Here is a 22,772-nt window from a genome sequence, read left to right on the forward strand (position 1 = left end):
GAGACCACGCTAACCCGCCGGAAGAGGGCGACTTCTCGGGAGAACCTATGCGTTCACATTGAATCCGGCGACCCGGCGCGACGCCGGACGGCTTTGATCGCCTCGACGACGAGGAAGATCGCCACCGACAGCCCCACCGGCAGCAGCCAGTCCTGCGCGGCCAGCGGACGCGAGTCGAACAGCGTGTTCATGAACGGCACGTACGTGTAGACGAGCTGCAGCACGAGCAGCGCGCCGATCGACCACCAGATCACCCGGTTGCCGCGCAGCACGTCGAGGGTGAGGCTCGAGCGCGACTGGAATCGGCAGTTCAGCAGGAACGCGGTCTGGCCGAGGGCGAGCATGGCGACCGCCTCGGTGCGGGCGTAGTCGACGTCGTGACCGGCGGCCACCACTCCCCCGAACACGCCCAGGGTCGCCCCGCCGATCAGCACCGAGACGATGAGCACGTAGCCCAGCTCCCGCAGCGAGATGATCGAGCCGCCGGTGCGGCGCGGCGGGCGCTGCATGATGCCCGGCTCGGCGGGCTCGTAGGCCAGGGCCAGCGACAGGGTGACGGCGGTGACCATGTTGACCCACAGCACCTGCACCGGGGTGAGCGGCAGGGTGAGGCCGAACACGATCGCCACGAGGATCACCAGCGACTGGGCGCCGTTGGTGGGCAGCAGGAAGACCACCGACTTGCGCAGGTTGTCGTAGATGCGGCGTCCCTCGCGGATGGCGCTGCGGATGGTGGCGAAGTTGTCGTCGGCCAGGACGATCTCGGCGGCCTCCTTGGTGGCCTCGGTGCCCTTGATGCCCATCGCGACCCCGACGTCGGCGCGGGTGAGCGCCGGGGCGTCGTTCACGCCGTCGCCGGTCATGGCGACGACCTCGTCGTGGGCCTGCAGGGCGCGCACGATGCGGATCTTGTGCTCGGGGCTCGTGCGGGCGTACACGTCGACCTGCTGCACGTGGGTCTTCAGCTGCTCCTGGCTCATCGCCTCGAGCTCGGCCCCGGTGAGCACCCGTGGGTCGGCGCCGACGATGCCCATCTCCCGGGCGATCGCCACGGCCGTGCCGGCGTGGTCGCCGGTGATCATCTTCACCCGGATGCCGGCGGTGTGGCAGTCGGCGATCGCCTCGATGGCCTCGGGGCGGGGCGGGTCGACGATGCCCCACAGCCCGAGGAACTCGAGGTCGACGAGGTCGGCCTCGTCGACGGTGTCGGCGCGGGTGGGCTTGCGGGCCGCGGCGAGCACCCGCAGGCCCTCGGCGCTCAGCTCGTCGATCGCCGCCTCCCAGAAGGCACGGTCGACGGGTTCGGCCCCGGCGGCGCCGCGCTGGGTGAGGGCGCGCTCGAGCAGCCGGTCGGGTGCGCCCTTGACGAGGATCGCCCGCGAGCCGTCGCCGGCCTCGTCGAGGGTCGCCATGAACTTGTTCGCCGAGTCGAAGGGCACGACCCCGATGCGGGTGGCCGCCTGCCCGGCGGCGCCGCCCTTCATCGCGACGACCTTCAGCGCGCCCTCGGTGGGCTCGCCCACGAGCATCCAGCGCCCCGTGCCGGGCTCGGTCACGATGTCGGCGTCGTTGCAGAGGTCGGCCACGGCCAGCAGGGCTGCCACGTCGCCGCCGCCGGTGGGGCTGATGGCGCCGGCGGGGTCGTAGCCGAGGCCCTCGACCTCGTAGCGGGCGACCGGGGTCACCAGGCGCCGCACGGTCATCTCGTTCTTGGTGAGGGTGCCGGTCTTGTCGGAGCAGACGGTCGTGACCGAGCCGAGGGTCTCGACGGCGGTGAGCTTGCGGGTGATGGCCCGGCGCTTGGCCATCTGCTGCACGCCGATGGCGAGCGTGATCGTCACCAGGGCGGGAAGGCCCTCGGGGATGGCGGCGACGGCGAAGCCGATGGTCGCCGAGATCAGGTCGGCGAACGGCATCCCGTGCAGGTAGCGCCCGACCAGCAGCATCACCAGCGCCATCCCGAGGATCACGAGGGTGAGCACCTTGCCGAACGCGTCGAGCTGCCGCGTCAGCGGGGTCTGCAGGCCGCCGGCGTCGCCGACGAGGGTCTGGATGCGGCCGATCTCGGTGCGCGCGCCGGTGGCGGTGACGATGCCCACCGCCTGCCCCGCCGACACGATCGTGCCCGAGAACGCCATCGAGGTGCGGTCGCCGACGCCGGCATCCGCGGCCACGGCGGCGACCTGCTTGGACGAGGGCACCGATTCGCCGGTGAGCGCCGCCTCGTCGATGCGCAGCTGGTGGGCATCGATCAGCCGCACGTCGGCGGGCACCTTGTCGCCGGGCATGAGGCGCACGCGGTCGCCGGGCACGAGGTCGGCGGCCGGGATGGTCGCCCACGCGCCGCCGCGACGCGCGTGCGCGTCGGAGGAGAGCATCCCGCGGATGCCGGCGAGGGCCTTCTCGGCCCGCCCCTCCTGCACGTAGCCGATGACGGCGTTGATGATCGTCACCGAGATGATCACCCAGAAGTCGAGCCAGTCGGCCATCACCGCTTTGATGACGGCGCTGGCGAGGAGGATGAAGATGAGGGTGTCGTTGAAGTGCGACAGGAAGCGCAGCCACGCGGGGGTGCGCTTCGCCTCGGGGAGCAGATTGGGTCCGACGGCGGCGAGCCGCGAGGCGGCCTCGTCCTCGGTCAGTCCGTCGGCGCCGACGCGCAGGGCGTCTGCGACCTCGTCGGCCGGGCGCGCGAACGGCCGCTCGAGTTCGAGGGGGACGTCGGTGGGGGGCGCAGACGCAGACATGCCCCGATCGTAGCGATCGGGGCATGTGCGCGTGGCCGTCGCCGGCCGGGGAAGCACGCGGGTCAGTCGACCTCGTCGGGGTGCGCGCTGACCCGGCCCGAGCCGTCGCCCGGGTCGAGGGCGTCGATCGCCGACATCTCGGCATCCGTCAGCGTGACGTCGAAGATGTCGAGGTTCTCCTCGAGGCGCTCGCGGCGCACCGACTTGGGGAAGATGATGTTGCCGTGCTGCAGGTGCCAGGCGAGCACGATCTGCGCGGGGGTCTTGTCGTGCGCGGTGGCCGCGGCGGCCACCGGCTCGGCGCCGAACAGGTCGTACTTGCCCTGGCCGAGCGGGCCCCAGGCCTCGATGCGGATGCCCTGCGCGGCGGCGAAGTCGGTGACCTCGCGCTGCTGGTAGGCGGGGTGCAGCTCGATCTGGTCGACGGCCGGCACCACGCCGGTGGCCGAGATGATGCGTTCGAGGTGCGGCACGAGGAAGTTCGAGACGCCGATCGAACGGGTGAGGCCGCGCTCGCGGATGCCGATGAGCTTCTCCCACGCGTGGAGGAAGTTGTCGGCCTTCGGGGTGGGCCAGTGCACGAGGTAGAGGTCGACCTGGTCGAGGCCGAGCTTGCCGAGGCTCTCGGCGATGGCCGCGTCGGGCTCGTCGCCGTCGTGGCGGTCGTTCCAGAGCTTGGTGGTCACGAACAGGTCGCCGCGGGCGATGCCCGAGGCGGCGATCGCCGCGCCGACGCCCTCTTCGTTGCCGTAGATGGCGGCGGTGTCGATGTGGCGGTAGCCGACCTCGAGCGCCTCCTCGACGGCGCGCTGGGTGTCTGCCGGCGGCACCTTGAACACGCCGTAGCCGAGCTGCGGGATCTGGATGCCGTCGTTCAGGGAGATGGTGGGGATGTCAGCCATCCCCCCAGCCTAGGCCTGGTGCACGCCGCGCGGCCCGGGGTTGCGGGCCGGCGATCGGGGCGTGAAAGACCGGGTTCCGGGGTCGCCAGGTGCGGGCTCAGCAGCATCCAGGTGGTGGGTGGAGACCCCGAACTTCTGGATGCCACGCGCACAGCCCTCACAGCAGAGCCCCACAGGGAATCGGGGTCGCCGACCACCGGCTCAGCAGCAGCCGAGGGGCAGGTGGCGACCCGGGAAGCTCGGGTCAGGCGGCGCCGTCGAACATGCTGGTGACCGAGCCGTCCTCGAAGACCTCGTGGATGGCACGGGCCAGCAGGGGCGCGATCGGCAGCACCGTGAGGCCGGGGAAGCGCTTGTCGGCGGGCAGCGGGATCGTGTCGGTGACGACGACCTCGTCGATGGCCGCATCCTGCAGGCGCTCGACGGCCGGGTCGCTGAACACGGCGTGCGTGGCGGCCACGATGACCCGCTCGGCGCCGCTGGCCTTGAGCGCCTGGGCGGCCTTGACGATGGTGCCGCCGGTGTCGATCATGTCGTCGACGAGCAGGCACACGCGGCCGTCGACGTGACCGACGATCTCGTTGACGGTGACCTGGTTGGCGACGTTCGGGTCGCGGCGCTTGTGGATGATCGCCAGCGGCGCGCCCAGGCTGTCCGACCACTGGTCGGCCACGCGCACGCGGCCGGTGTCGGGCGACACGACGGTGAGCTTGGCACGGTCGTCGGGCGACAGCGTGTCCTGGAAGTGCTGCAGCAGCACCGGCTTGGCGAACAGGTGGTCGACGGGGCCGTCGAAGAAGCCCTGGATCTGCGCGGCGTGCAGGTCGACGCTCATGACGCGGTCGGCGCCGGCGGTCTTGAACAGGTCGGCGACCAGGCGGGCGCTGATCGGCTCGCGACCGCGGCCCTTCTTGTCCTGCCGGGAGTACGGGTAGTACGGGGCCACCACGGTGATGCGCTTGGCCGAGGCGCGCTTGGCGGCGTCGAGCATGATGAGCATCTCCATCATCCACTCGTTGACCGGGGGGCCGAACGACTGGATGAGGAAGATGTCACCGCCGCGCACCGAGATCTCGAACCGGGTGAGGATCTCCCCCGACGCGAAGGTGCGGTGCTCGGTGGGTGCCAGCTCGGTGCCGAGCTCGTGGGCGACCGCCGCGGCGAGCTCGGGGTGGGAGCTGCCGGCGGCCACGATCAGCCGCTTCTTGGTCTTGACGACGAGGCCGGGGGCGACGCTGTCGTGCTCGTGGTCAGCCTTCTTCTTGCGACCCATCGTCCGCTTTCTGTCCGGACCGCACCCGTGCCGCGGCTTCCGCCGCCGCCGTGCCCGGTCGGTTCTTCTCGACCCACCCCTCGACATTGCGCTGAGGGGCGACGCTGAGGGCGAGCGCACCGGCCGGGACATCCTTGCGGATGACCGCACCGGCACCCGTCTTGGCGCCATCTCCGATCCTAACCGGCGCGACGAAGACGTTGTGCGAGCCGGAGTGCACCTCGTCGCCGATCTCGGTGCGGTGCTTGGCGACGTCGTCGTAGTTCGCGGTGATCGCCCCGGCGCCGAGGTTCACGCCGCGACCGATCGTGGTGTCGCCGATGTAGGAGAGGTGGGGCACCTTGCTGCCCTCGCCGATCTGCGCGTTCTTCGTCTCGACGAACGTGCCGATCTTGCCGCCGGCGGCCAGGTCGGTGCCCGGGCGCAGGTAGGCGAAGGGGCCGACGGTGGCCCCCGCGCCGATGACGGCGAGGGTGGCGTCGGTGCGGCGCACGGTCGCACCCTCCCCCACCTCGCAGTCCACGAGCGACGTGTCGGGGCCGATGATCGCGCCGGTGTCGACGACGGTGGCCCGCAGGATGTGGGTGTTGGGGAGCACGGTGACGTCGGGGGCCAGGCGCGCGGTCACGTCGATCCATGTGGTCGCCGGATCCTGGATGCTGGCGCCGGCCAGCTGCCAGCGGCGCACGGTGCGCTGGTTGAGCAGGCGGCCCGCCTCGGCCAGCTGGGCGCGGTCGTTGACCCCCAGGGTCACCGTGATGTCGGCGGCGACGGATGCCGCGACGGTGAGCGCGTCGGCACGCAGCAGGCCGACGACGTCGGTGAGGTACTTCTCGCCCTGCGCGTTGTCGGTGCCGATGCGGGCCAGGCGCTCGCGCAGCGGCGCCGCCTGGAACACGTAGACGCCCGCGTTGATCTCGGTGACGGCGGCCTCGGCGGCGGTGGCGTCCTTCTGCTCGACGATGCGCGAGACGGTGCCGTCGGACTCGCGCAGCACGCGGCCGTAGCCGGTGGGGTCGTCGACCACCGCGCTCAGCAGGCTCGCGGCGGCACGGGCGGTGCGGTGGGAGGCGATGAGGCCCGTCAGGGTGTCGGCATCCAGCAGCGGCACATCGCCGCTGAGCACCAGCACGTCGCCGTCGAAGCCCGCGAGCCGGTCGAGGGCGACCTCGACGGCGCGACCGGTGCCGGGGATCTCGTCCTGGTCGACGACGACCACCTCGGGCGAGACGCCGAGCACGGCGTCGGCGACCTGGTCGCGCTCGTGGCGCACGACGACGAGCACGTGGGCGGGGCCCAGGTCGCGCGCCGTGTCGAGCACGTGCCCGACCAGCGGACGCCCGCCGATGCGGTGCAGCACCTTGGGCAGCGCCGACTTCATGCGGGTGCCGGCTCCGGCGGCGAGGATGACGACGGCCAGCGAGGTGTCCGAGGCGTCGGGGCGCACGTGCGTGTTCTCTGACATGCTCCGCCGCCAGGACTCGAACCTGAACCTCACAGCTCCAAAGGCTGTCGTGCTGCCATTACACCACGGCGGACCGCACGCCCGGACGGGTCCGCACGCGCCCGTCCAGTCTGCCACGACGGGGGTGCGCGGACCGGCCGCTGGTGGCGGGGCGTCGGAGGTTCGGGCCGCTCCGACGCCCCGCCGGCTTCACTTCGTGACGGCGACGATGAGGGGCGCGCTGGTGGTCGCCCCCGCCGCGTTCACGAATTCGACCCGGTAGACGTGCGAGCCCTTGGCAAGGCCCGTCACCGGCAGCACGGCGCGCTGCGCCTGCGGGGTGCGCGGCGTGAGCGCGCCCTCGGCCACGAGCGCGCCGTCCTGGTAGAAGCGGTACGCGGTGGCGTTCGTGCCCCACCACATGTCGGCGGTGACGGTGAAGGTGCCGTCGCGGTCGCCGTTGTCGTGGCTGAGCACGGGCGCTCCCGGGTTGGCGGCGGTCACCGTGACGGTGAGGGGCGTCAGCGCCGTCTCGCCCCGGGTGTTGGCCAGCACCGCGGTGTAGCGGTAGGTGCCGTTGACCTTGCCGGTGACGGGCACCGTCACGTGCTGCGCCTTCGACCCGTCGTAGGTCAGCGGCGTGGTGGCGATGAGCACGCCGTTCTCGTAGAGCCGCAGCGACGAGGCGTTCTGCCCCCACCACAGGTTCATGCGCACGTTGTAGGCGCCGTCGTGCAGCCCGGTGTCCCACCCGTTGTCGTGGGAGAGCACCCCGGCGGCGGGCGCCGCGGTGGCCGCGTCGGCGCCGACGGCCACCAGGCCCGCGGTCGCCTCGGCGAGGGCGGCGGTGGCGGCCTCGACCTGGGATGCCGCCGGCCAGTCGGCCGCGACGATCACCCGTGCCCGTTCGACGGCGCGCACCACGCGCTCGTACGACCACGCGGTGTAGGCGGCGGGGTCGAGCCCTGCGGCGGCGTCGGCGGCCGCGGCCAGCGCGTCGGTGGAGACGCGGTCGCCGGCGCGGACGAGGGTGAACGCGTCGAGCGTGCCCCACGCCCCGGCGGCCAGGCGCCCGGCCACCGCGACGGTGAGCGCGCCGTCGGCGCCGACCGTGAACACCGGGGTCGTGCCGGTGCTCCATGCGCGCCAGCCGTCGAGCCCCAGCGCGGCGCTGACCGCACCGGTGGAGGTGGTCGCGACGACGGCGAGGCTGTCGCCGGCGGCCTCGCCGTCGCCCTGCGCGGTCGCGGCCAGGGTGTAGGTGCCGGGGGTGACGCCGGTGAGGCGCTGGGTCACCTGGAAGGCGTAGGCGGCGTCCGACCAGAAGCTCACCGCGCGGGCACCGGCGGCCGCGTCGGCGGTGGCGCCGATGGAGGCGCCGGTGCCGGTGACCTGCCACATCGTGGTGTCGGCGTCTTCGAACCCGGGGTTGACGATCCACTGCCGCGCCGTGACGGTGACCGTCGCGCTGGCGGCCAGGCCTGCCGCGGTGGTGCCGGGGATCGGGTAGGTGCCGGGGCCGGCGATGTCGCCGACGGCGGCCGACCAGGTGACCTGCTGGGTGTCGACCGCGCCGTTCCAGCGCCGCACCGACACGGTGTCGGGCAGCACGACACGCTCCCCCTCGGCCACGGTGAGGCTCACCGGCACGACCGTCGGCGCAGGCTCGGGGCCGACCGGTTCGAGGGCGGCCAGGGCCGCCTGCACCCGGGCGAGGGCACCGGCGACGACGTCGGCCGCGGGGGCCGACGAGGCGAGCACGACGTCGGCGATCTCGAGGGCGGCATCGAGGCCTTCCAGCGAGGCGGGGGTCACCGCGGCGCGGTCGAGGCCGCGGGCGGTGGCGACGGCATCCTGCAGCGCCGTCGTGTCGGCGCCGGTGATCGCGCGGGTGAGCACGAGATCGTCGAGCGTGCCCCACGCCCCGGCGGGGAGCGTCGCGGTGACCGTCACGGTCGCCGAGCCGCCGGTGCCGACGGTGATCGCGTCGGTGGTGGGCACCGACCAGTTGCGCCAGCCGGTGAGGGCGAACGGCGCCGATGCGCGCTGGTCGCCCGAGGTCACCGTGAGCTGCACGGTGCCGGCGTCGCCCTCGCCGTCGCCCTGCAGCGCGCCGGATGCGGTGTAGCGGCCGGCGGCGAGCCCGGTGACGGTCTGGCTGAGCGTGTAGGTGTAGGCCGCGCCGGAGTAGAAGTGCGCCGACCGCGTGCCGGTGCGCGGGTCGTCGGTGGCGCGCAGGGTGAGCGCGGCGCCGGTGCGGGACCACATCGAGACGTCGGCGGTCTCGAACGATGCGTTGCGCAGCAGGTTCACGGCGGCGACGGTGACCGTCACGGTGGTGGCGTGCCCGGATGCCGTCACGCCGGCGATGCGGTAGGTGCCCGGCCCCGAGATGTAGTCGCCCGCCTCCGACCAGGTGACCGCCTCGTCGGCGGTGGTGTCGTCGTTGTAGGTGACGGCCACGGTGGCGGGCAGTGCCACCGGGTCGCCCGCGGTGACGGTGAGCGTCGGCTGGGCGACGGAGACGACCTCGCGCGGCGCGACGGCGCCGGTGCGGGCAAAGGAGAAGACGTTCAGCGATTCGAGGGGCGTGCCGTCGAAGGCGAACAGGGCCTGGTTGTCCCAGGCGGAGCCGCCGTACCAGTGGCCGGCGTCTTCGGGGTCGTATTCGGCCGAGAAGCTCGAGGCCCATCCCGAGCCGTCGCGCTCCCACAGCACCTTGTTCTGCTCGAGCCGGCTGGGCGGTCCCACCGGCAGCCAGGCCGGCTCCCAGTAGAAGACGCCGATGCCCCCGGCATCCGCGGTGGCCTGGATGACGTCGCGCACCGCGGTGGCCTGACCCTGCACGCTCACCGGGTACTGCGTGGCCTCGGCGGGCAGGTCGATCGTGTTGCCGTGGCCGTCGCCGTCGTCGAAGGTGTGGGCCCAGCTGGTCTCGGCGACCATGACGTCTTTGCCGTACGACTCCCGCACGTTCTTCAGCACGCTGGTGAGGTTGCCGAGGCTGCCGTGCCAGTAGGGGTAGTACGACGAGGCGAACACGTCGTAGTCGACGCCGTAGGTCTGCAGGTTCGCGGCGTAGCCGGCGTAGCGGCCCGAGGTCTCGGGGTTGGTGAAGTGCACCGCGACCTGCGCCTCGGGGAAGACGGCGCGCACGGCCGCCGACCCGGCGCTGAAGATCTGCGCCATGTTCGCCCAGCCGGTGACCCCGGCGACGGCGTTGTTGGTCTCGTTGCCGACCTGCACCATCTCGACGTCGACGCCGGCGGCGGCGAACCGCCCCAGCGCGTCGGCGGTGTAGGCCTGCACGGCCTGCGCCTTGGCGGGCACGTCCAGCGCCGCCCACGCCTTGGGCGCCTTCTGCTTGGCGGGGTCTGCCCAGAAGTCGGAGTAGTGGAAGTCGACGAGCACGCCCAGGCCTGCGGCGGTGGCGCGCTGACCGATCTCGACGGCGCGGTCGACATCGACGTCGCCGCCGCCGTAGCCGTTGCCCGCCGCGTCGTAGGGGTCGTTCCACACGCGCACCCGCACGTCGGTGATGCCGTGGGCGGCGAGCACGTCGAACAGGTCGGCGGCGGCGCCGCTGTCGTCGCGGAAGACGACGCCCGACTCCTCGAGCGAGAGCACCGACGACACGTCGACGCCGTTGATGAAGTCGGCCGGCAGGTTCTCGACCTTCTTGACGACGATGCCGGCCTCGACGGGTCCGTCCGCGGCGGCCGCGGGTGCGGCGACGCCCGTGACGGCCAGGGCGACACCGGTGAGGATGCCGGCCGCGCGGGCGGCGAGCGATCGGGGTACGGATGACATGACGCGTGATCTCCTTCGATCAGTGGAGCGCGGGCCCGATCGCGCGAGGTGCAGACGGTGGATGCTGTGACCGGTCACAGACCGGTGTCACGATTGTGACCGGTGACAGGCGGCGCGCGGAACCCGCGGCCGGGAGCCGTTACCCAACCGTTACCGCCGCTCCCCCGCCCCGCGGACCCGCCACAATGGAGCCATGACCGCCGAGCATGACGAAGTCGATCGCATCGTCGAAGCGTGGGGCACGCAGCGACCGGATCTCGACTTCTCCCCGCTCGAGGTGCTCTCCCGCGTCGACCGCCTCTCGCGCCACCTCGACCGCGCCCGACGCGAGGCGTTCCGCCGCAGCGACCTCGAGGCGTGGGAGTGGGACGTGCTCTCGGCACTGCGTCGCGCGGGCGAGCCCTATCAGCTCAGCCCGAAGCAGCTGCTGCAGCAGACCCTCGTTTCCAGCGGCACCATGACCAACCGCATCGACCGGCTCGTCGGACGCCGCCTGGTGCGCCGCGAGTCCGACCCCGCCGACGGGCGCAGCGTGCTGGTCACCCTCACCACCGACGGCCGCATCCGCGTGGATGCCGCCATCACCCGCCTGGTCGACGCCGAGGCGATCCTGCTGTCGACGCTGTCGCGCTCCGACCGCGACCGCCTCGCCGCCCTGCTGCGCAAGCTGAGCCTCGGCTTCGACGCCTGACGGCGGGGCGGGGCGGGGCTTCGGGCCGGGCCTTCGGGGTCGCGGGCGGCGCGGCGGCTGTCGGGTCAGGCTTCGAGCTGCTCGCCGAGTTCGAGCCAGCGCAGCTCGAGGGCGTCGCGCTCGGCCTCGAGCTCGCCGATCTCGCGCATGCGCTCGCCGAGGCCCTGGTAGTCGGCCTGGTCGTGGTCGGCCAGCGCCACCCGGTCGGCGTCGATGCGCCGGGTGAGCTTCTCCAGGCGCCGGTCCAGCGCGGTGAGCTCCTTCTCGGCGGCGCGGCGGTCGGCCCCCACCAGCGCGGGCGTCGCGGGCGCGGCGGCCGAGGCCGCGGCATCCGATGCCGGTGACGACGCGGCGCCGCGGGCGGCGGCATCCGCTCGCCCCACCCCGGCGGCGCGCAGCCGCAGGTACTCGTCGATGCCGCCGGGCAGGTGCCGGAGGTGCCCGTCGAGCACGGCGTACTGGTTGTCGGTCACGCGCTCCATGAAGTAGCGGTCGTGGCTGACCACCAGCAGCGTGCCCGCCCACGCGTCGAGGAGATCCTCGATGGCGGCGAGCATGTCGGTGTCGAGGTCGTTGGTGGGCTCGTCGAGGATGAGCACGTTGGGCTGGTCGAGGAGGATCAGCAGGAGCTGCAGTCGGCGCTGCTGACCGCCGGAAAGGTCTTTCACGGGGGTCGACAGCTGCGCCGACGAGAAGCCCATGCGCTCCAGCAGCTGGCCGGGGGTGAGCTCGGTCGCCTTCGACCCGGTGCCGAACTCGTAGGTGGTGCGCAGGCGCCCGACGACCACCCGCACCGGCTCGTGGAGGTGCGGGTCGAGCTCGTCCATGCGCTGGGTGAGGGTCGCGACCTTCACCGTCTTGCCGCGCTTGACCCGGCCCGAGGTGGGGGTGACGGTGCCGGCGACCAGGCCCAGCAGGGTGGACTTGCCGGCGCCGTTGACGCCCAGGATGCCGGTGCGCTCCCCCGGCGCGATGCGCCACTCGACGCCCCGCAGCACCTGCTTGTCGTCGTAGGCGACGCCGGCGTCGAGCAGGTCGACGACGTCTTTGCCCAGGCGCGAGACGGCGAGCGACTGCAGCTGCACCTTGTCGCGGATCTCGGGCTCGTCGGCGATGAGCACATTGGCCGCGTCGATGCGGAACTTGGGCTTGGCCGTGCGCGCGGGCGCGCCGCGGCGCAGCCACGCGAGCTCTTTGCGGGCGAGGTTCTGACGTCGCTGCTCGATGACCGCCGCCTGCCGGTCGCGCTCGACGCGCTGCAGGATGTAGGCGGCGTATCCCCCCTCGAAGGGCTCGACGATGCGGTCGTGCACCTCCCACGTGGCGGTGCACACCTCGTCGAGGAACCAGCGGTCGTGGGTGACGACCAGCAGCGCCCCCGAGGAGGCCGCCCAGCGGCGCTTGAGGTGCGCGGCGAGCCACGCGATCGCCTCGACGTCGAGGTGGTTGGTCGGCTCGTCGAGGGCGAGCACATCCCAGTCGCCCACCAGCAGGCGCGCCAGGGCGACGCGGCGGCGCTGACCTCCCGAGAGCGCCTCGAGCGCGCCGTGCCAGTCGAGGTCGCCGACCAGGCCCGCGATCACATCGCGCACCTGCGGGTCCCCGGCCCACTCGTGCTCGGGCCGGTCGCCCACCACCGCCTCGGCCACCGTGAGGTCGTCGGCGAGCACATCGGCCTGGTCGAGCATGCCGACCGTCACCCCGCCGCGGAACGTCACCCGCCCGGCATCCGGCTCGCGCCGCCCCGCGAGCATCGCGAGCAGGCTCGACTTGCCGTCGCCGTTGCGACCGACGATCCCGATGCGGTCGCCCTCGTCGACGCCGAGCGAGACGCGGTCGAAGACGACCTTGGTCGGGTATTCCAGGTGGAGCGCCTCGGCGCCGAGCAGATGAGCCATCGCCTTCCAGGCTAGGTGGTCGCGGCGGGGGGCGGGTGCCGGGGGGGTGGGTGGGGTGGGTGGGGTGGGTGGGGTGGGTGGGGTGTGTGGGGGGTCTGGTGCGCGGAGTGCGGGACTTGGTGCGTGAGCGGGTCCCGCAAACGGTGGGTGTTGGCGCGGGCACCCGCAGGATGCGGGACATGGCGTTGACCGGGGTCCCGGAAACCGCGAGTTGCGGCGGCTGCACCCGCAGGATGCAGGACCTGGTGTGGGCGCGAGTCCCGGAAACCGTGGGTTGCGGCGGCTGCACCCGCAGGATGCGGGACCTGGATGCGAAGGAGGTCCCGCGGACGGTGGCTTGCGGGGGCTGCACCCGCAGGATGCGGGACCTGGTGTGGGCGCGAGTCCCGGAAACCGTGGGTTGCGGCGGCTGCACCCGCAGGATGCGGGACCTGGATGCTAAGGAGCTCCCGCGGACGGTGGCTTGCGGGGGCTGCACCCGCAGGATGCAGGACGCCGTCGCCGAGGAGGTCACGCATACGGCGGCTCGCCGGTCGGCATCCGCAGATCACGGAACGGCGCGGAGTGCGTCCCGCAGATGGCGGGTCGCCAGGAGCCGCACCTGCCGATTGTGGGACATGGTTGCCAGTGAGGTCACACGAACGGCGGGCTCTGGCGCTCACACCCGCCGATTGTGGGACATGGATGCCAGTGAGGCCACACGAAGGGCGGGCTCTGGCGCTCACACCCGCCGGTTGCGGGACAGGGATCGAGAGCGGGTCCCGCAACCGGTGGGTTGCGGGCGGCATCCGCTGAATGCGTGACCCGGATGCCGTGACATCCCGCAAACGGGGCGTCGCGGCGCGCACACCCCACCGATCGCGGGACGCGGGCTCGGGATGGGTCTCCCAATCCGCGAGCTGCCGAACCCACACCCGCACACAACGGGACACGGGTGCCGGCGCGGTCACACATTCGGCGGGTCACCCCACCCGCCCCGCCGCACCCCGCCCCGCCGCACCCCGCCCGACCCCGCCGCACCGCGGCCCGGGGCTCAGTACCAGAAGCTCAGGCGCGGGGCGGCGGGGGCGGCGAACAGGCGCGCGAGGCGCTCGGGGTCGTCGGCCTGCAGCCGGCCGGCGCGGGCCAGCGTCACCGGCGAGACGCCGCCGAGCAGGAGCGCCGACAGCTCCGCGACGCCGAGACGCACCGACGGGATGCCGGGCGGCGGGGCGTCGACGGCGTCGACCTCGGCGCGGCCGTCGTCGTCGACGGTGAGCACGAACGCGCCGCCGGCGATGTCGAGCGGGTCGTCGACCTCGAGGGCGACGGCGTCGGCGACGTCGTAGCGGCGGGCGGCGAGGGCGGCGGGAACATCCAGCACCCGCAGGTACTGGTGGTCGCGCACGGTGATCTTCGCGGCGCGCTGGTCGGAGATCATCCACCACAGCGGCTCGTCGACCGCCAGCTCGCCGGCGCGGATCGTGCCGATGAGGTCCATCGAGAGGAAGAAGCGCCACAGCGCCGCGTAGGCGTCGTCGGTCGCGGCGAGCAGCATCGAGATGTCGACCGTGGATGCCGCGTAGTCGTCGTGGTTCTCAGAGACGCTGTAGACGGCGAGGCCGTCGATGTCGTCGCCCTCGGCCGACCGGTACTGCACGACGCGCAGCCGCTCGGGCTTGTCGGCGTCGGGGCGGGTGCCGAAGGCGCGGTCCCAATGGCCGCCGGGCATGTCGATCTCGCCGGGCGAGGCCAGACGGGTGCGCTCGTGCAGGCCGGGGGCCAGGGCGCGGCCGGTCTCGCGGGAGACGAAGTCGATGCGCCCCGCGGGGGTGGGGCCGATCCACCGGGCGCGGCGCACCGCGATCTCCCAGTGGGCGGCGGCGGCCGCCGGCGCGAAGCCGAACCGGCCGTAGATGCCCGACTCGCTGACGGTGAGGGCGGCCAGCGGGAAGCCCTGACTGACGGCGGTGCGCAGCTCCCCCGCCATGACCGCGCTCAGCAGCCCGCGGCGGCGATGGGTGGGGGCGACGGTGACCGAACTGATCGCGCACGCGGGCACGGTGCCGCCGGGCACGGTGAGCTGCGACTCCCACGAGGCGAAGGTCGCCACCGGGAGCGCGGGCTCGGCGCCGGCGGCGTCGTACACGCCGATCTTGCGGCGGTAGGCGGTGCGGTCGAAGAAGGCCTCGCGCTGCGTGTCGTTGCGCTCGCTGTCGAGGAACCCGCGACCGACGGCATCCAGCCACGGGTCGGTCTCGGCGCGCACGGCGTCGTCGACGCGGCGCACCTCGAGGCCCTGCCCGGTGATCGCGGCGGTGAGCTGCTCGTCGAGCGGCGCGCTGTGGAAGCCGGCGATGCCGGCGTTCTCGCTCTGGGACACGGTGTCCTCCAAGGGTGAGGGGTGGAACGGGGAGGGAAGAGGTCAGTCGACAGAGACGATGCGGGTGCCCGCGACCGCGCCATGGACGGCCAGGGCGGCGCGTCCGCGGTCGGCGAAGGCGGCGACCAGGCCGTCGGCGGCGGCCGCATCGGCGCACAGCAGCGCCACGGTGGGTCCGGAGCCCGAGACGATGCCGGCCAGCGCGCCGAGCGACACGCCCTCGTCGATGAGCGCGCCCAGCTCGGGGCGGCGGCGCACCGCCGCCACCTGCAGGTCGTTGGAGACGACGTCGGCCAGCGCGACGGCATCCGACCGGCGCAGCGCCTGCAGCACGCGCGGGTCGACCGACGGGATGCGACGGACCGGGCCGATGTCGGCGGCGGCGCGCAGGTCGTCGAGCGTGCCGTAGATCTCGGGGGTCGACAGGCCCTCGCCGCTGGGCACGAGCACCCAGTCGAGCCGGCCGCGCACCAGGGCCGGGGCGAGCTCGTCGCCGCGTCCGGTTCCCACGGCGGTGCCGCCCAGCAGCGCGAACGGCACGTCGGCCCCCAGCTGCGCGCCGAGCTCCTGCAGCTGTGCCGCGGTGAGCCCCCCGCCCAGCAGCTCGTTGACGGCCACCAGGGCGGCCGCGGCGTCGGCGGAGCCCCCGCCCATGCCGCCGGCGACCGGAACGCCCTTGTGCACGTCGAGGTGCACGCCGCCGTCCCAGCCGATCTCGGTGGCGAGCAGCCGCGCGGCCCGCACGGCCAGGTTGGTGTCATCCAGCGGCACGCCGTCGACGTCGACGTCACCGGTGACGGTGATCGTGAAGTCGTCGGATGCCGTGGCCCACACGTCTTCGTGGAGCGAGACGGCCTGATAGACCGAGGCCACCTTGTGGTAGCCGTCGGGCTCGACCGGGCCGACCTCGAAGAAGACGTTGATCTTGCCGGGCGCACGTGCGTGCACCCGGCGGGGAGGCTGCGAGGCCAGCGTCACTCGGCGTCCGAACCGGCCCAGTGGTCGCCGCCGGCGGCATCCACGAGCGCGTCGATCTGCTCGAGCTCTTCGATGTCGAGCGCGGGACCCTCGAGCGCCTTCAGGTTCTCGTCGAGCTGCGCCGGGCGGGAGGCGCCGATGAGCGCCGATGTGACGACCTCGTCGCGCAGCACCCACTGCAGCGCCAGCTGCGCCAGGGTCTGGCCGCGCTCCTTGGCGATCACGTCGAGGCCCCGCAGCATGGTGAGGCCCTTCTCGCTCACTCGCCGCGCGGGCACCGACCAGCGCTGCTGGGCGCGGTCGGCCTCGCCCCCGCCGAGGTACTTGTCGGTGAGCAGGCCCTGGGCGAGCGGGACGAACGCGATCGCCCCCATCCCCTCGCCGCGCAGCACGCCGGTGAGGCCGTCTTCGATCCAGCGGTCGAGCATCGAGTACGACGGCTGGTGGATGACCAGCGGCGTGCCGAGGTCGCGGGCGATGGCGTTGGCGCGGGCGGTCTGCTCGGCGGAGTACGACGAGATGCCGACGTACAGCGCCTTGCCCTGCCGCACCAGCGTGTCGAGCGCGCCGATCGTCTCTTCCAGCGGGGTGACCGGGTCGAAGCGGTGCGAGTAGAAGATGTCGACGTAGTCGACGTTCATGCGGGTGAGCGACTGCTCGGCGCTGGCGAGCAGGTACTTGCGCGAGCCCCACTGCCCGTAGGGGCCCTCCCACATGTCGTAGCCGGCCTTCGACGACAGGATGAGCTCGTCGCGGTAGGGCGCGAAGTCCTCGCGCATCATGCGACCGAAGTTCGTCTCGGCCGAGCCGTAGGGCGGGCCGTAGTTGTTGGCCAGGTCGAAGTGGGTGATGCCCCGGTCGAAGGCGTGGCGCAGCAGCGCGCGCTGGTTGTCGAAGGGGATGTTGTCGCCGAAGTTCCACCACAGCCCCAGCGAGATCGCGGGCAGGTAGAGACCGCTGGTGCCGGTCTGGCGGTAGGAGCCCCCGACGTACCGGTCGGCGGAGGCGGCGTAGGGGCGGTGGAGGTCGCCACCGCGGGAAGGGGAGATGCGCTCGTCGGTCACGTGTCCAGGCTAGCGAGCACCGGCGACGTGCGGGCCCCGATCAGCCGCGCGCGGCGGCGATCCGCGCGAAGTCGTCGATCGTGAGCTGTTCGGCGCGGGTGGTCGGGTCGACCCCGGCGGCGGTGAGCAGCTCGGAGGCGACGGCCGACGAGCCGCCGAGCACCTCCGACAGCGACTGGCGCAGCATCTTGCGGCGCTGCCCGAACGCGGCGTCGACGATCTGGAACACCGCGCGGCGCTGCGCGTCGGTGCCGCGGGGCACGGCATCCCGCTCGAACGCCACCAGCACGCTGTCGACGTTGGGCACGGGCCAGAACACCTGGCGCGACACGGTGCCGGCCAGCCGCCACGCGCCGTACCAGGCCGCCTTCACGCTGGGAGCCCCGTAGATCTTCGACCCGGGACCGGCCGCCAGACGCTCGCCGACCTCGGCCTGCACCATGACCACCCCGCGCTCGAGACCCTCGAAGGTCTCGAGGAAGTGCAGCAGCACCGGCACGCTCACGTTGTAGGGCAGGTTCGCCACGAGCACGTTCGGCGCGCCCGGCAGCTCGGTGACCCGCAGCGCGTCGGCGTCGACGACGGTGAGGGCCTCGGCGGGGACACCGTGCGCGGCGGCGGTGGCCGGCAGCCGCTCGGCGAGGCGGTGGTCGATCTCGACGGCGGTCACCGGCGCGCCGGTCTCGAGGATCGCGAGGGTGAGCGATCCGAGGCCCGGACCGATCTCCACCACGCGGTCGGCTGCGCTCACGCGGGCGACGTGGACGATCTTTCGCACCGTGTTGGCGTCGACGACGAAGTTCTGACCGAGCTTCTTGGTCGGGGTCACGTCGAGGTCGGCGGCGAGCGCGCGGATCTCGGCGGCTCCGAGCAGGGTCACGGTCATGCGCTCCAGCCTACTGAGCGCCGCTGCGCAGCCCCGCCGCACCGCCACGCAGCCCCGCCGCACCGCTCCCCCACCCGCCCCTCCCGCACCCCGGCCGACCGAGCCACGGCATCCAGCGGATCGTCACACGCTGTTCACACCGGCGGAATGCGGTCGTCGTGCGGGAAGGCGCATGCTGAGACCTCACAGCGTCAACGTCGCCGCGGAACGAAATCGACAGCCATTCCGGGGGGAAACATGGCCAGATCGACTGAGTCCGGCGTGGGGCGGACCAGACCAGACCGAGGGACCGAGCGCAGCCCGAGTCCCGTGATGATCCTGTTGGTGCTGATCGCGACGATCGGCATCCTCGCGTACGCGGGGTTCCTGCTGGACCCCGCCCACCGCGGCGACTGGCTGCCGTACTCGATGGTCATCGTCGCCGAGACGATCCTCGTGGCCCAGGCGCTGCTGGCGATGTGGACGATCCTGTCGGCGGGCACCGACCCGCGCGACTTCGCCTACCACGATGCGGCGGCGCGCCTGCTGCCGCTGGTCACCGACGGCGACGACACGATGCACCTGCGGGCACGTCCCGTGCTCGTCGACGTGTTCGTCACCGTCTACGGCGAGGAGATCGAGACGGTGCGCCGCACGGTGCGCGCTGCCGTCGGCATGCGCGGCGCGCACCGCACCTGGGTGCTCGACGACGGGCGGTCGGATGCCGTGAAGCTCATGGCATCCGAGGAGGGCGCCTGGTACCTGCGCCGGCTGAGCTCGCACGGGGCGAAGGCCGGCAACATCAACCACGCGCTGTCGATCGCGAAAGGTGAGTACTTCGTCATCCTCGACGCCGACTTCGTGCCCAAGCCGCACATGCTCGTGGAGATGCTGCCGGTGTTCGTGCACGAGCACGTGGCGTTCGTGCAGACCCCGCAGGCCTACGGCAACCTGCACACCGTGGTCGCCCGCGGCGCCGCCTACATGCAGACGGTGTTCTACCGGTTCATCCAGCCGGGTCGCAACCGCTTCAACGCCGCCTTCTGCGTGGGCACCAACGTCATGTTCCGTCGCACCGCCATCGACGACATCGGCGGCATGTGCACCGACTCGAAGTCGGAGGACGTGTGGACCTCGCTGCACCTGCACGAGCGCGGCTGGCGCTCGGTGTTCCTGCCCGACGTGCTCGCCGTGGGCGAGGCGCCCGAGACCATCGAGGCCTACAGCAAGCAGCAGCTGCGCTGGGCGACCGGCGGGTTCGAGATCCTGCTGCAGCACAACCCGCTGTCGCCGCGGCGGCAGCTGACCACCGATCAGCGCATCCAGTACCTGGTGACGGCGACGTTCTACCTCACCGGCATCTGCCCGCTGCTGCTGCTGCTCGTGCCGCCGCTGGAGATCTACTTCGACCTGCGGCCGATGACCCTCGACGTCACGGTGTTCACGTGGCTGCTGTACTACGCGGGGTTCTACGTCATGCAGATCGTGCTGGCCTGGTTCGCGGTGGGCTCGTTCCGCTGGGAGACGCTCACCCTCGCGTCGGTGTCGTTCCCCATCTACGCCAAGGCGCTGTGGAACGTGATGACCGGGAAGGATGTCGGCTGGCACGTCACCGGGTCGGCGTCGCGGCGCTCGCCGTTCGAGTTCATCATCCCGCAGGTGCTGTTCTTCCTGTTCCTCGCCCTCACCACCGTCGTGGGGGTGTGGCGCGACGTCGGCATCGGCGAGGTGACCCTGGCGACCATGTGGAACGCGACCAACACGGTGATCCTGGGCGCGTTCGTGGTGACCGCCGCCCGCGAGGCGCACGTGCTCGCCCACCCGCGCGCCGTGCCGGTCGCCGCCGCGCCGGTCGCGCCGGCCGCGCCGATCACGATCGTGGCCCGGCCGGTGCGGGAGCCGGAGCCGGCGACCGTGGCGATCGCGGTGGCCGCCGCAGCCCCGGCGGCACGTCGCCGCCGCACGCAGCTCACCGAGACGGGAGTGCGCTCATGACGTGGCGGTCGCGGATGCGGCTGTTCGTCGGGCTCGTCGCGACGCTCGCGGTGGTGGCCGCCTGCACGCTGCTGTTCACGCAGCGGCAGAACTCGGTGCGCAGCGACAGCGCCGCCATCGTCGCCCAGGAGTACCCGGTGGGCACCGACTACGGCGGCATCGTGACGGCGCAGTTCGCCCACGAGGGCGATGCCGTCACCGCCGGCGAGGTGCTCTTCGAGGTGCACAGTCCGCAGCTGCAGCGGGACGTCGCGCTCGGCGTCGTGGCAGGCGGGGCGGATGCCGCGGCGGGGACGACCGCGGTGACGGCGAGCGTCGACGGCATCCTCGCCGACATCCGGGTGCCGCAGGGCGGGTTCGCGCAGGCGGGGAGCGAGCTGGCGACCATCTCGCGTGACGCGTCGCTGAGTGTGGAGGGCGAGTTCGTGCTCACCCCGCGCGACTACGCGCGGATCACGGCGGGCACGACCGCCGAGATCGAGCTGCCCAACCGCTCGGTGCTGACCGGGCGGGTCACCACGATCGACGTCGCCACCGTCGACGGGCAGGCCGCCGCGACGGTCGCCCTCGACAGCGACGCGCTGGCGGTGGCCACGGCCGACTGGCTGTTCCAGCCCGGCACCCCCGTGGCCGTGACGCTGCGGCTGCGCGACGAGGGCCCGTTCGCCGGGGTGCACGAGGCGATCGCCGACCTGCTCGGGAAGATCGGACTGTGACCCGGCGGCGGTGGGCGGCGGTGGCAGTCGTGGTGGCGGCCGCGCTGACGGGGTGCGCGCCGCAGGCGGTCGCGATCACTCCCCCGACCGCCCCGCCCGCCGTCGGCGAGGCAGCGGTCGCCGTGCCCGACCTGGCCGACCTCCCGGTCGAGCCGATCGCGGCGCCGCCGGCCCTGCGGGTGGCGACGGACGTGATCCCGCCCACGAACCGCTGGTACTCGGGGCTGGCGTTCGCGGCCGACGACGTGCCGGTCTACCCCTTCCCGCTGGCCGTGCTGCCCACCGACACCGGACTCACGATGGGCGTGCCGCCGGTGCGCGCCGGGGAGGCGACCGTCGGCGCGGCCTTCGCCGGCGGCCTGGCCGTCGACCTCGGCGGTCGGGCGCCGCTCGCGCGCGAGATCGTGCGCGCCGACGAGGTGTCGGTGACGCTCGAGTACCGCGACGACGACGGCGCGGTGGCCCGCGTGACCCTGGCCGAGGGGTCGCCGCTCGTGTCGGTCGTGGCCGCCCGGCCGGCCACGCTCACGCTGCCCGTCGCACCGCGCGCGGTCGGGGATGCCGCCGTGGTCGAGACCACGGTCGACGGCGCGGCCGCCGCGTTCCTGGTCGCCGCCCCCGCCGGCGCGGTGCAGGGCGCCGCGGTGACCCTCGCTGCCGGTGAGGCCGTGCAGCTGGCGGCACTGCCGAACGGCGCGGATGCCGCGGCGTGGGCCGACGCGGTGGGCGCACCGGTGACGGGGGTGTCGACCACCGCGGCCGTCGGCGCGGAGGCGACGACCACGCTGCGCTACGACGGCACCGACACGACGGTGCTCGTGCCCTTCCCCGGCGCGACCGCCGGCGGGGCGGATGAGGCCACGTGCGATCTCGGCGGCTACGAGACGCCGTACGGCCCGGTGGCGGCGTGCGCGGCCACGACGCTCACCCGCACCGTGCCGGTGCTCACCCCGACCTCCCGCTACCCGCTCGACGGCCTGGGCGCTGATGCGCGCGGCGCCCTCGCCGCCCAGGTGGCCACCGACCTCGACAGCACCGCGCCGCTGCCGGCCGACACCTACTTCGGCGGCAAGGCGCTGGCGCGCCTGGCGGCCCTGCACGAGGTGGCCGCCGCCCTCGGCGACGACGCGCTCGCCGCGCGGATCGCCGACCGGCTCGCCGCGGAGCTCGATCCCTGGCTCGACGTCGACGGCTGCCGGCAGCGCTCCGAACGCTGCTTCGTGTACGACGATCGGCTGCGACTGGTCGTCGGCAAGACCGTCTCGTTCGGCTCGGAGGAGGGCAACGACCACCACTTCCACTACGGCTACTTCCTCTCCGCCGCCGCGGTGCTCGCCACCGCCCGCCCCGACCTCGTCGAGCGGATGCGCCCCGTGATGACGGTGCTGGCCGCCGACATCGTCACGGGCGCCGCCGACGGGGCGCTGCCGGCGCTGCGCACCTTCGACCCGTACCGCGGCCACTCGTGGGCGTCGGGGTTCTCGCCCTTCGCCGACGGCAACAACCAGGAATCCAGCTCCGAGGCGGTCGCCGCCTGGAACGGGGTCGCGCTGTGGGCCGCAGCCGCCGGCGACACGGCGCTGGCCGCCCGTGCGACGTGGCTGCTGTCGACCGAGGCCGATGCGGCGCGGCGCCTGTGGCTCGAACCCGACGCCCTGCCCGCCCCGTACGCGCACGGCATCGTCTCGCTCACCTGGAGCGCCAAGCGCGACTACGCCACCTGGTTCAGCCCCGAGCCCTCGGCGATCCTCGGCATCCAGCTGCTGCCGCTGGGCCCGGTGAGTCTGCAGTACCTCGGCGACGATCCGCAGCGCGTCGCCGCCACCGTCGCCGAGGCCGGCGACGCGGCCTTCACCGGTCCGCTCGGCGACTATGTGAACGGGTACGCCGCCCTCGCCGGGCCCGCCGCGCTCGCCGACGCCGAAGCGCGCCTGGCCGCCCGCACCGAGGTCGACGACGGCTGGTCGCCGGCCCTCGCCCGGGCGTGGCTGGCCGCCGTCGCCCTGCGCGGCGGGTGAGAGCCGCGC

At 73.2% G+C, this 22,772-nt stretch carries 14 protein-coding genes and 1 tRNA gene; 4 read left to right on the forward strand and 11 right to left on the reverse strand.

The window, feature by feature from the left end:
• Positions 1-53 precede the first annotated feature (53 nt).
• The 6 genes from N3K63_RS09905 to N3K63_RS15190 form a co-directional block, all read right to left on the reverse strand.
• Entirely contained in the window at positions 54-2,747 is a 2,694-nt protein-coding gene (locus N3K63_RS09905; RefSeq protein WP_261579977.1) for an HAD-IC family P-type ATPase, read from the reverse strand.
• Between the two features lie 62 nt (positions 2,748-2,809).
• Positions 2,810-3,649, reverse strand: a complete 840-nt coding sequence (locus tag N3K63_RS09910; protein ID WP_261579978.1) for an aldo/keto reductase — start codon at positions 3,647-3,649, stop codon at positions 2,810-2,812.
• 244 nt (positions 3,650-3,893) lie between these two features.
• Positions 3,894-4,922, reverse strand: a complete 1,029-nt coding sequence (locus N3K63_RS09915) for a ribose-phosphate diphosphokinase (RefSeq protein ID WP_261579979.1) — start codon at positions 4,920-4,922, stop codon at positions 3,894-3,896.
• On the reverse strand, positions 4,900-6,387 hold the full coding sequence (gene glmU / locus N3K63_RS09920; RefSeq protein WP_261579980.1) for a bifunctional UDP-N-acetylglucosamine diphosphorylase/glucosamine-1-phosphate N-acetyltransferase GlmU: 1,488 nt from the start codon (positions 6,385-6,387) through the stop codon (positions 4,900-4,902). The genes N3K63_RS09915 and glmU overlap by 23 nt, the downstream gene beginning before the upstream one ends.
• A gap of 1 nt (position 6,388) precedes the next feature.
• Positions 6,389-6,460, reverse strand: a tRNA-Gln gene (locus tag N3K63_RS09925).
• Positions 6,461-6,576: 116 nt separating this feature from the next.
• Positions 6,577-10,176, reverse strand: coding sequence for a glycosyl hydrolase 53 family protein (locus tag N3K63_RS15190; RefSeq protein ID WP_315943087.1), 3,600 nt, complete (start codon positions 10,174-10,176; stop codon positions 6,577-6,579).
• Positions 10,177-10,369: 193 nt separating this feature from the next.
• Here N3K63_RS15190 and N3K63_RS09940 point away from each other — a divergent pair, with 193 nt between their 5' ends.
• Positions 10,370-10,867, forward strand: coding sequence for a MarR family winged helix-turn-helix transcriptional regulator (locus N3K63_RS09940; protein ID WP_261579981.1), 498 nt, complete (start codon positions 10,370-10,372; stop codon positions 10,865-10,867).
• Between the two features lie 65 nt (positions 10,868-10,932).
• Here N3K63_RS09940 and N3K63_RS09945 read toward each other — a convergent pair whose 3' ends face one another.
• The 5 genes from N3K63_RS09945 to rsmA form a co-directional block, all read right to left on the reverse strand.
• Positions 10,933-12,765: an ABC-F family ATP-binding cassette domain-containing protein gene (locus tag N3K63_RS09945; protein WP_261579982.1), complete on the reverse strand. Its 1,833-nt coding sequence runs from the start codon at positions 12,763-12,765 to the stop codon at positions 10,933-10,935.
• A gap of 1,033 nt (positions 12,766-13,798) precedes the next feature.
• Entirely contained in the window at positions 13,799-15,127 is a 1,329-nt protein-coding gene (locus N3K63_RS09950; RefSeq protein WP_261579983.1) for a GNAT family N-acetyltransferase, read from the reverse strand.
• 42 nt (positions 15,128-15,169) lie between these two features.
• Entirely contained in the window at positions 15,170-16,105 is a 936-nt protein-coding gene (locus tag N3K63_RS09955) for a 4-(cytidine 5'-diphospho)-2-C-methyl-D-erythritol kinase (RefSeq protein WP_261579984.1), read from the reverse strand.
• Entirely contained in the window at positions 16,102-17,169 is a 1,068-nt protein-coding gene (locus tag N3K63_RS09960) for an aldo/keto reductase (RefSeq protein WP_261579985.1), read from the reverse strand. Before N3K63_RS09960 ends, N3K63_RS09955 begins: the two co-directional genes overlap by 4 nt.
• Positions 17,170-17,209: 40 nt before the next feature.
• Positions 17,210-18,055, reverse strand: coding sequence for a 16S rRNA (adenine(1518)-N(6)/adenine(1519)-N(6))-dimethyltransferase RsmA (gene rsmA, locus N3K63_RS09965; protein WP_261579986.1), 846 nt, complete (start codon positions 18,053-18,055; stop codon positions 17,210-17,212).
• Between the two features lie 312 nt (positions 18,056-18,367).
• Between rsmA and N3K63_RS09970 the strand changes: the two genes are divergently transcribed.
• From N3K63_RS09970 to N3K63_RS09980, 3 genes are read left to right on the forward strand one after another with little or no spacing between them, the layout of a single operon-like run.
• Positions 18,368-20,029: a glycosyltransferase family 2 protein gene (locus N3K63_RS09970; RefSeq protein WP_261579987.1), complete on the forward strand. Its 1,662-nt coding sequence runs from the start codon at positions 18,368-18,370 to the stop codon at positions 20,027-20,029.
• Positions 20,026-20,745 carry an HlyD family secretion protein gene (locus N3K63_RS09975; RefSeq protein ID WP_261579988.1) on the forward strand — a complete coding sequence of 240 codons (720 nt, stop codon included), beginning with the start codon at positions 20,026-20,028 and terminating at the stop codon, positions 20,743-20,745. The genes N3K63_RS09970 and N3K63_RS09975 overlap by 4 nt, the downstream gene beginning before the upstream one ends.
• Entirely contained in the window at positions 20,742-22,763 is a 2,022-nt protein-coding gene (locus tag N3K63_RS09980) for a glycosyl hydrolase (protein WP_261579989.1), read from the forward strand. Before N3K63_RS09975 ends, N3K63_RS09980 begins: the two co-directional genes overlap by 4 nt.
• Positions 22,764-22,772 lie beyond the last annotated feature (9 nt).

The sequence above is a fragment of the Microbacterium festucae genome, assembly GCF_025421715.1.
Lineage (GTDB): Bacteria > Actinomycetota > Actinomycetes > Actinomycetales > Microbacteriaceae > Microbacterium > Microbacterium festucae.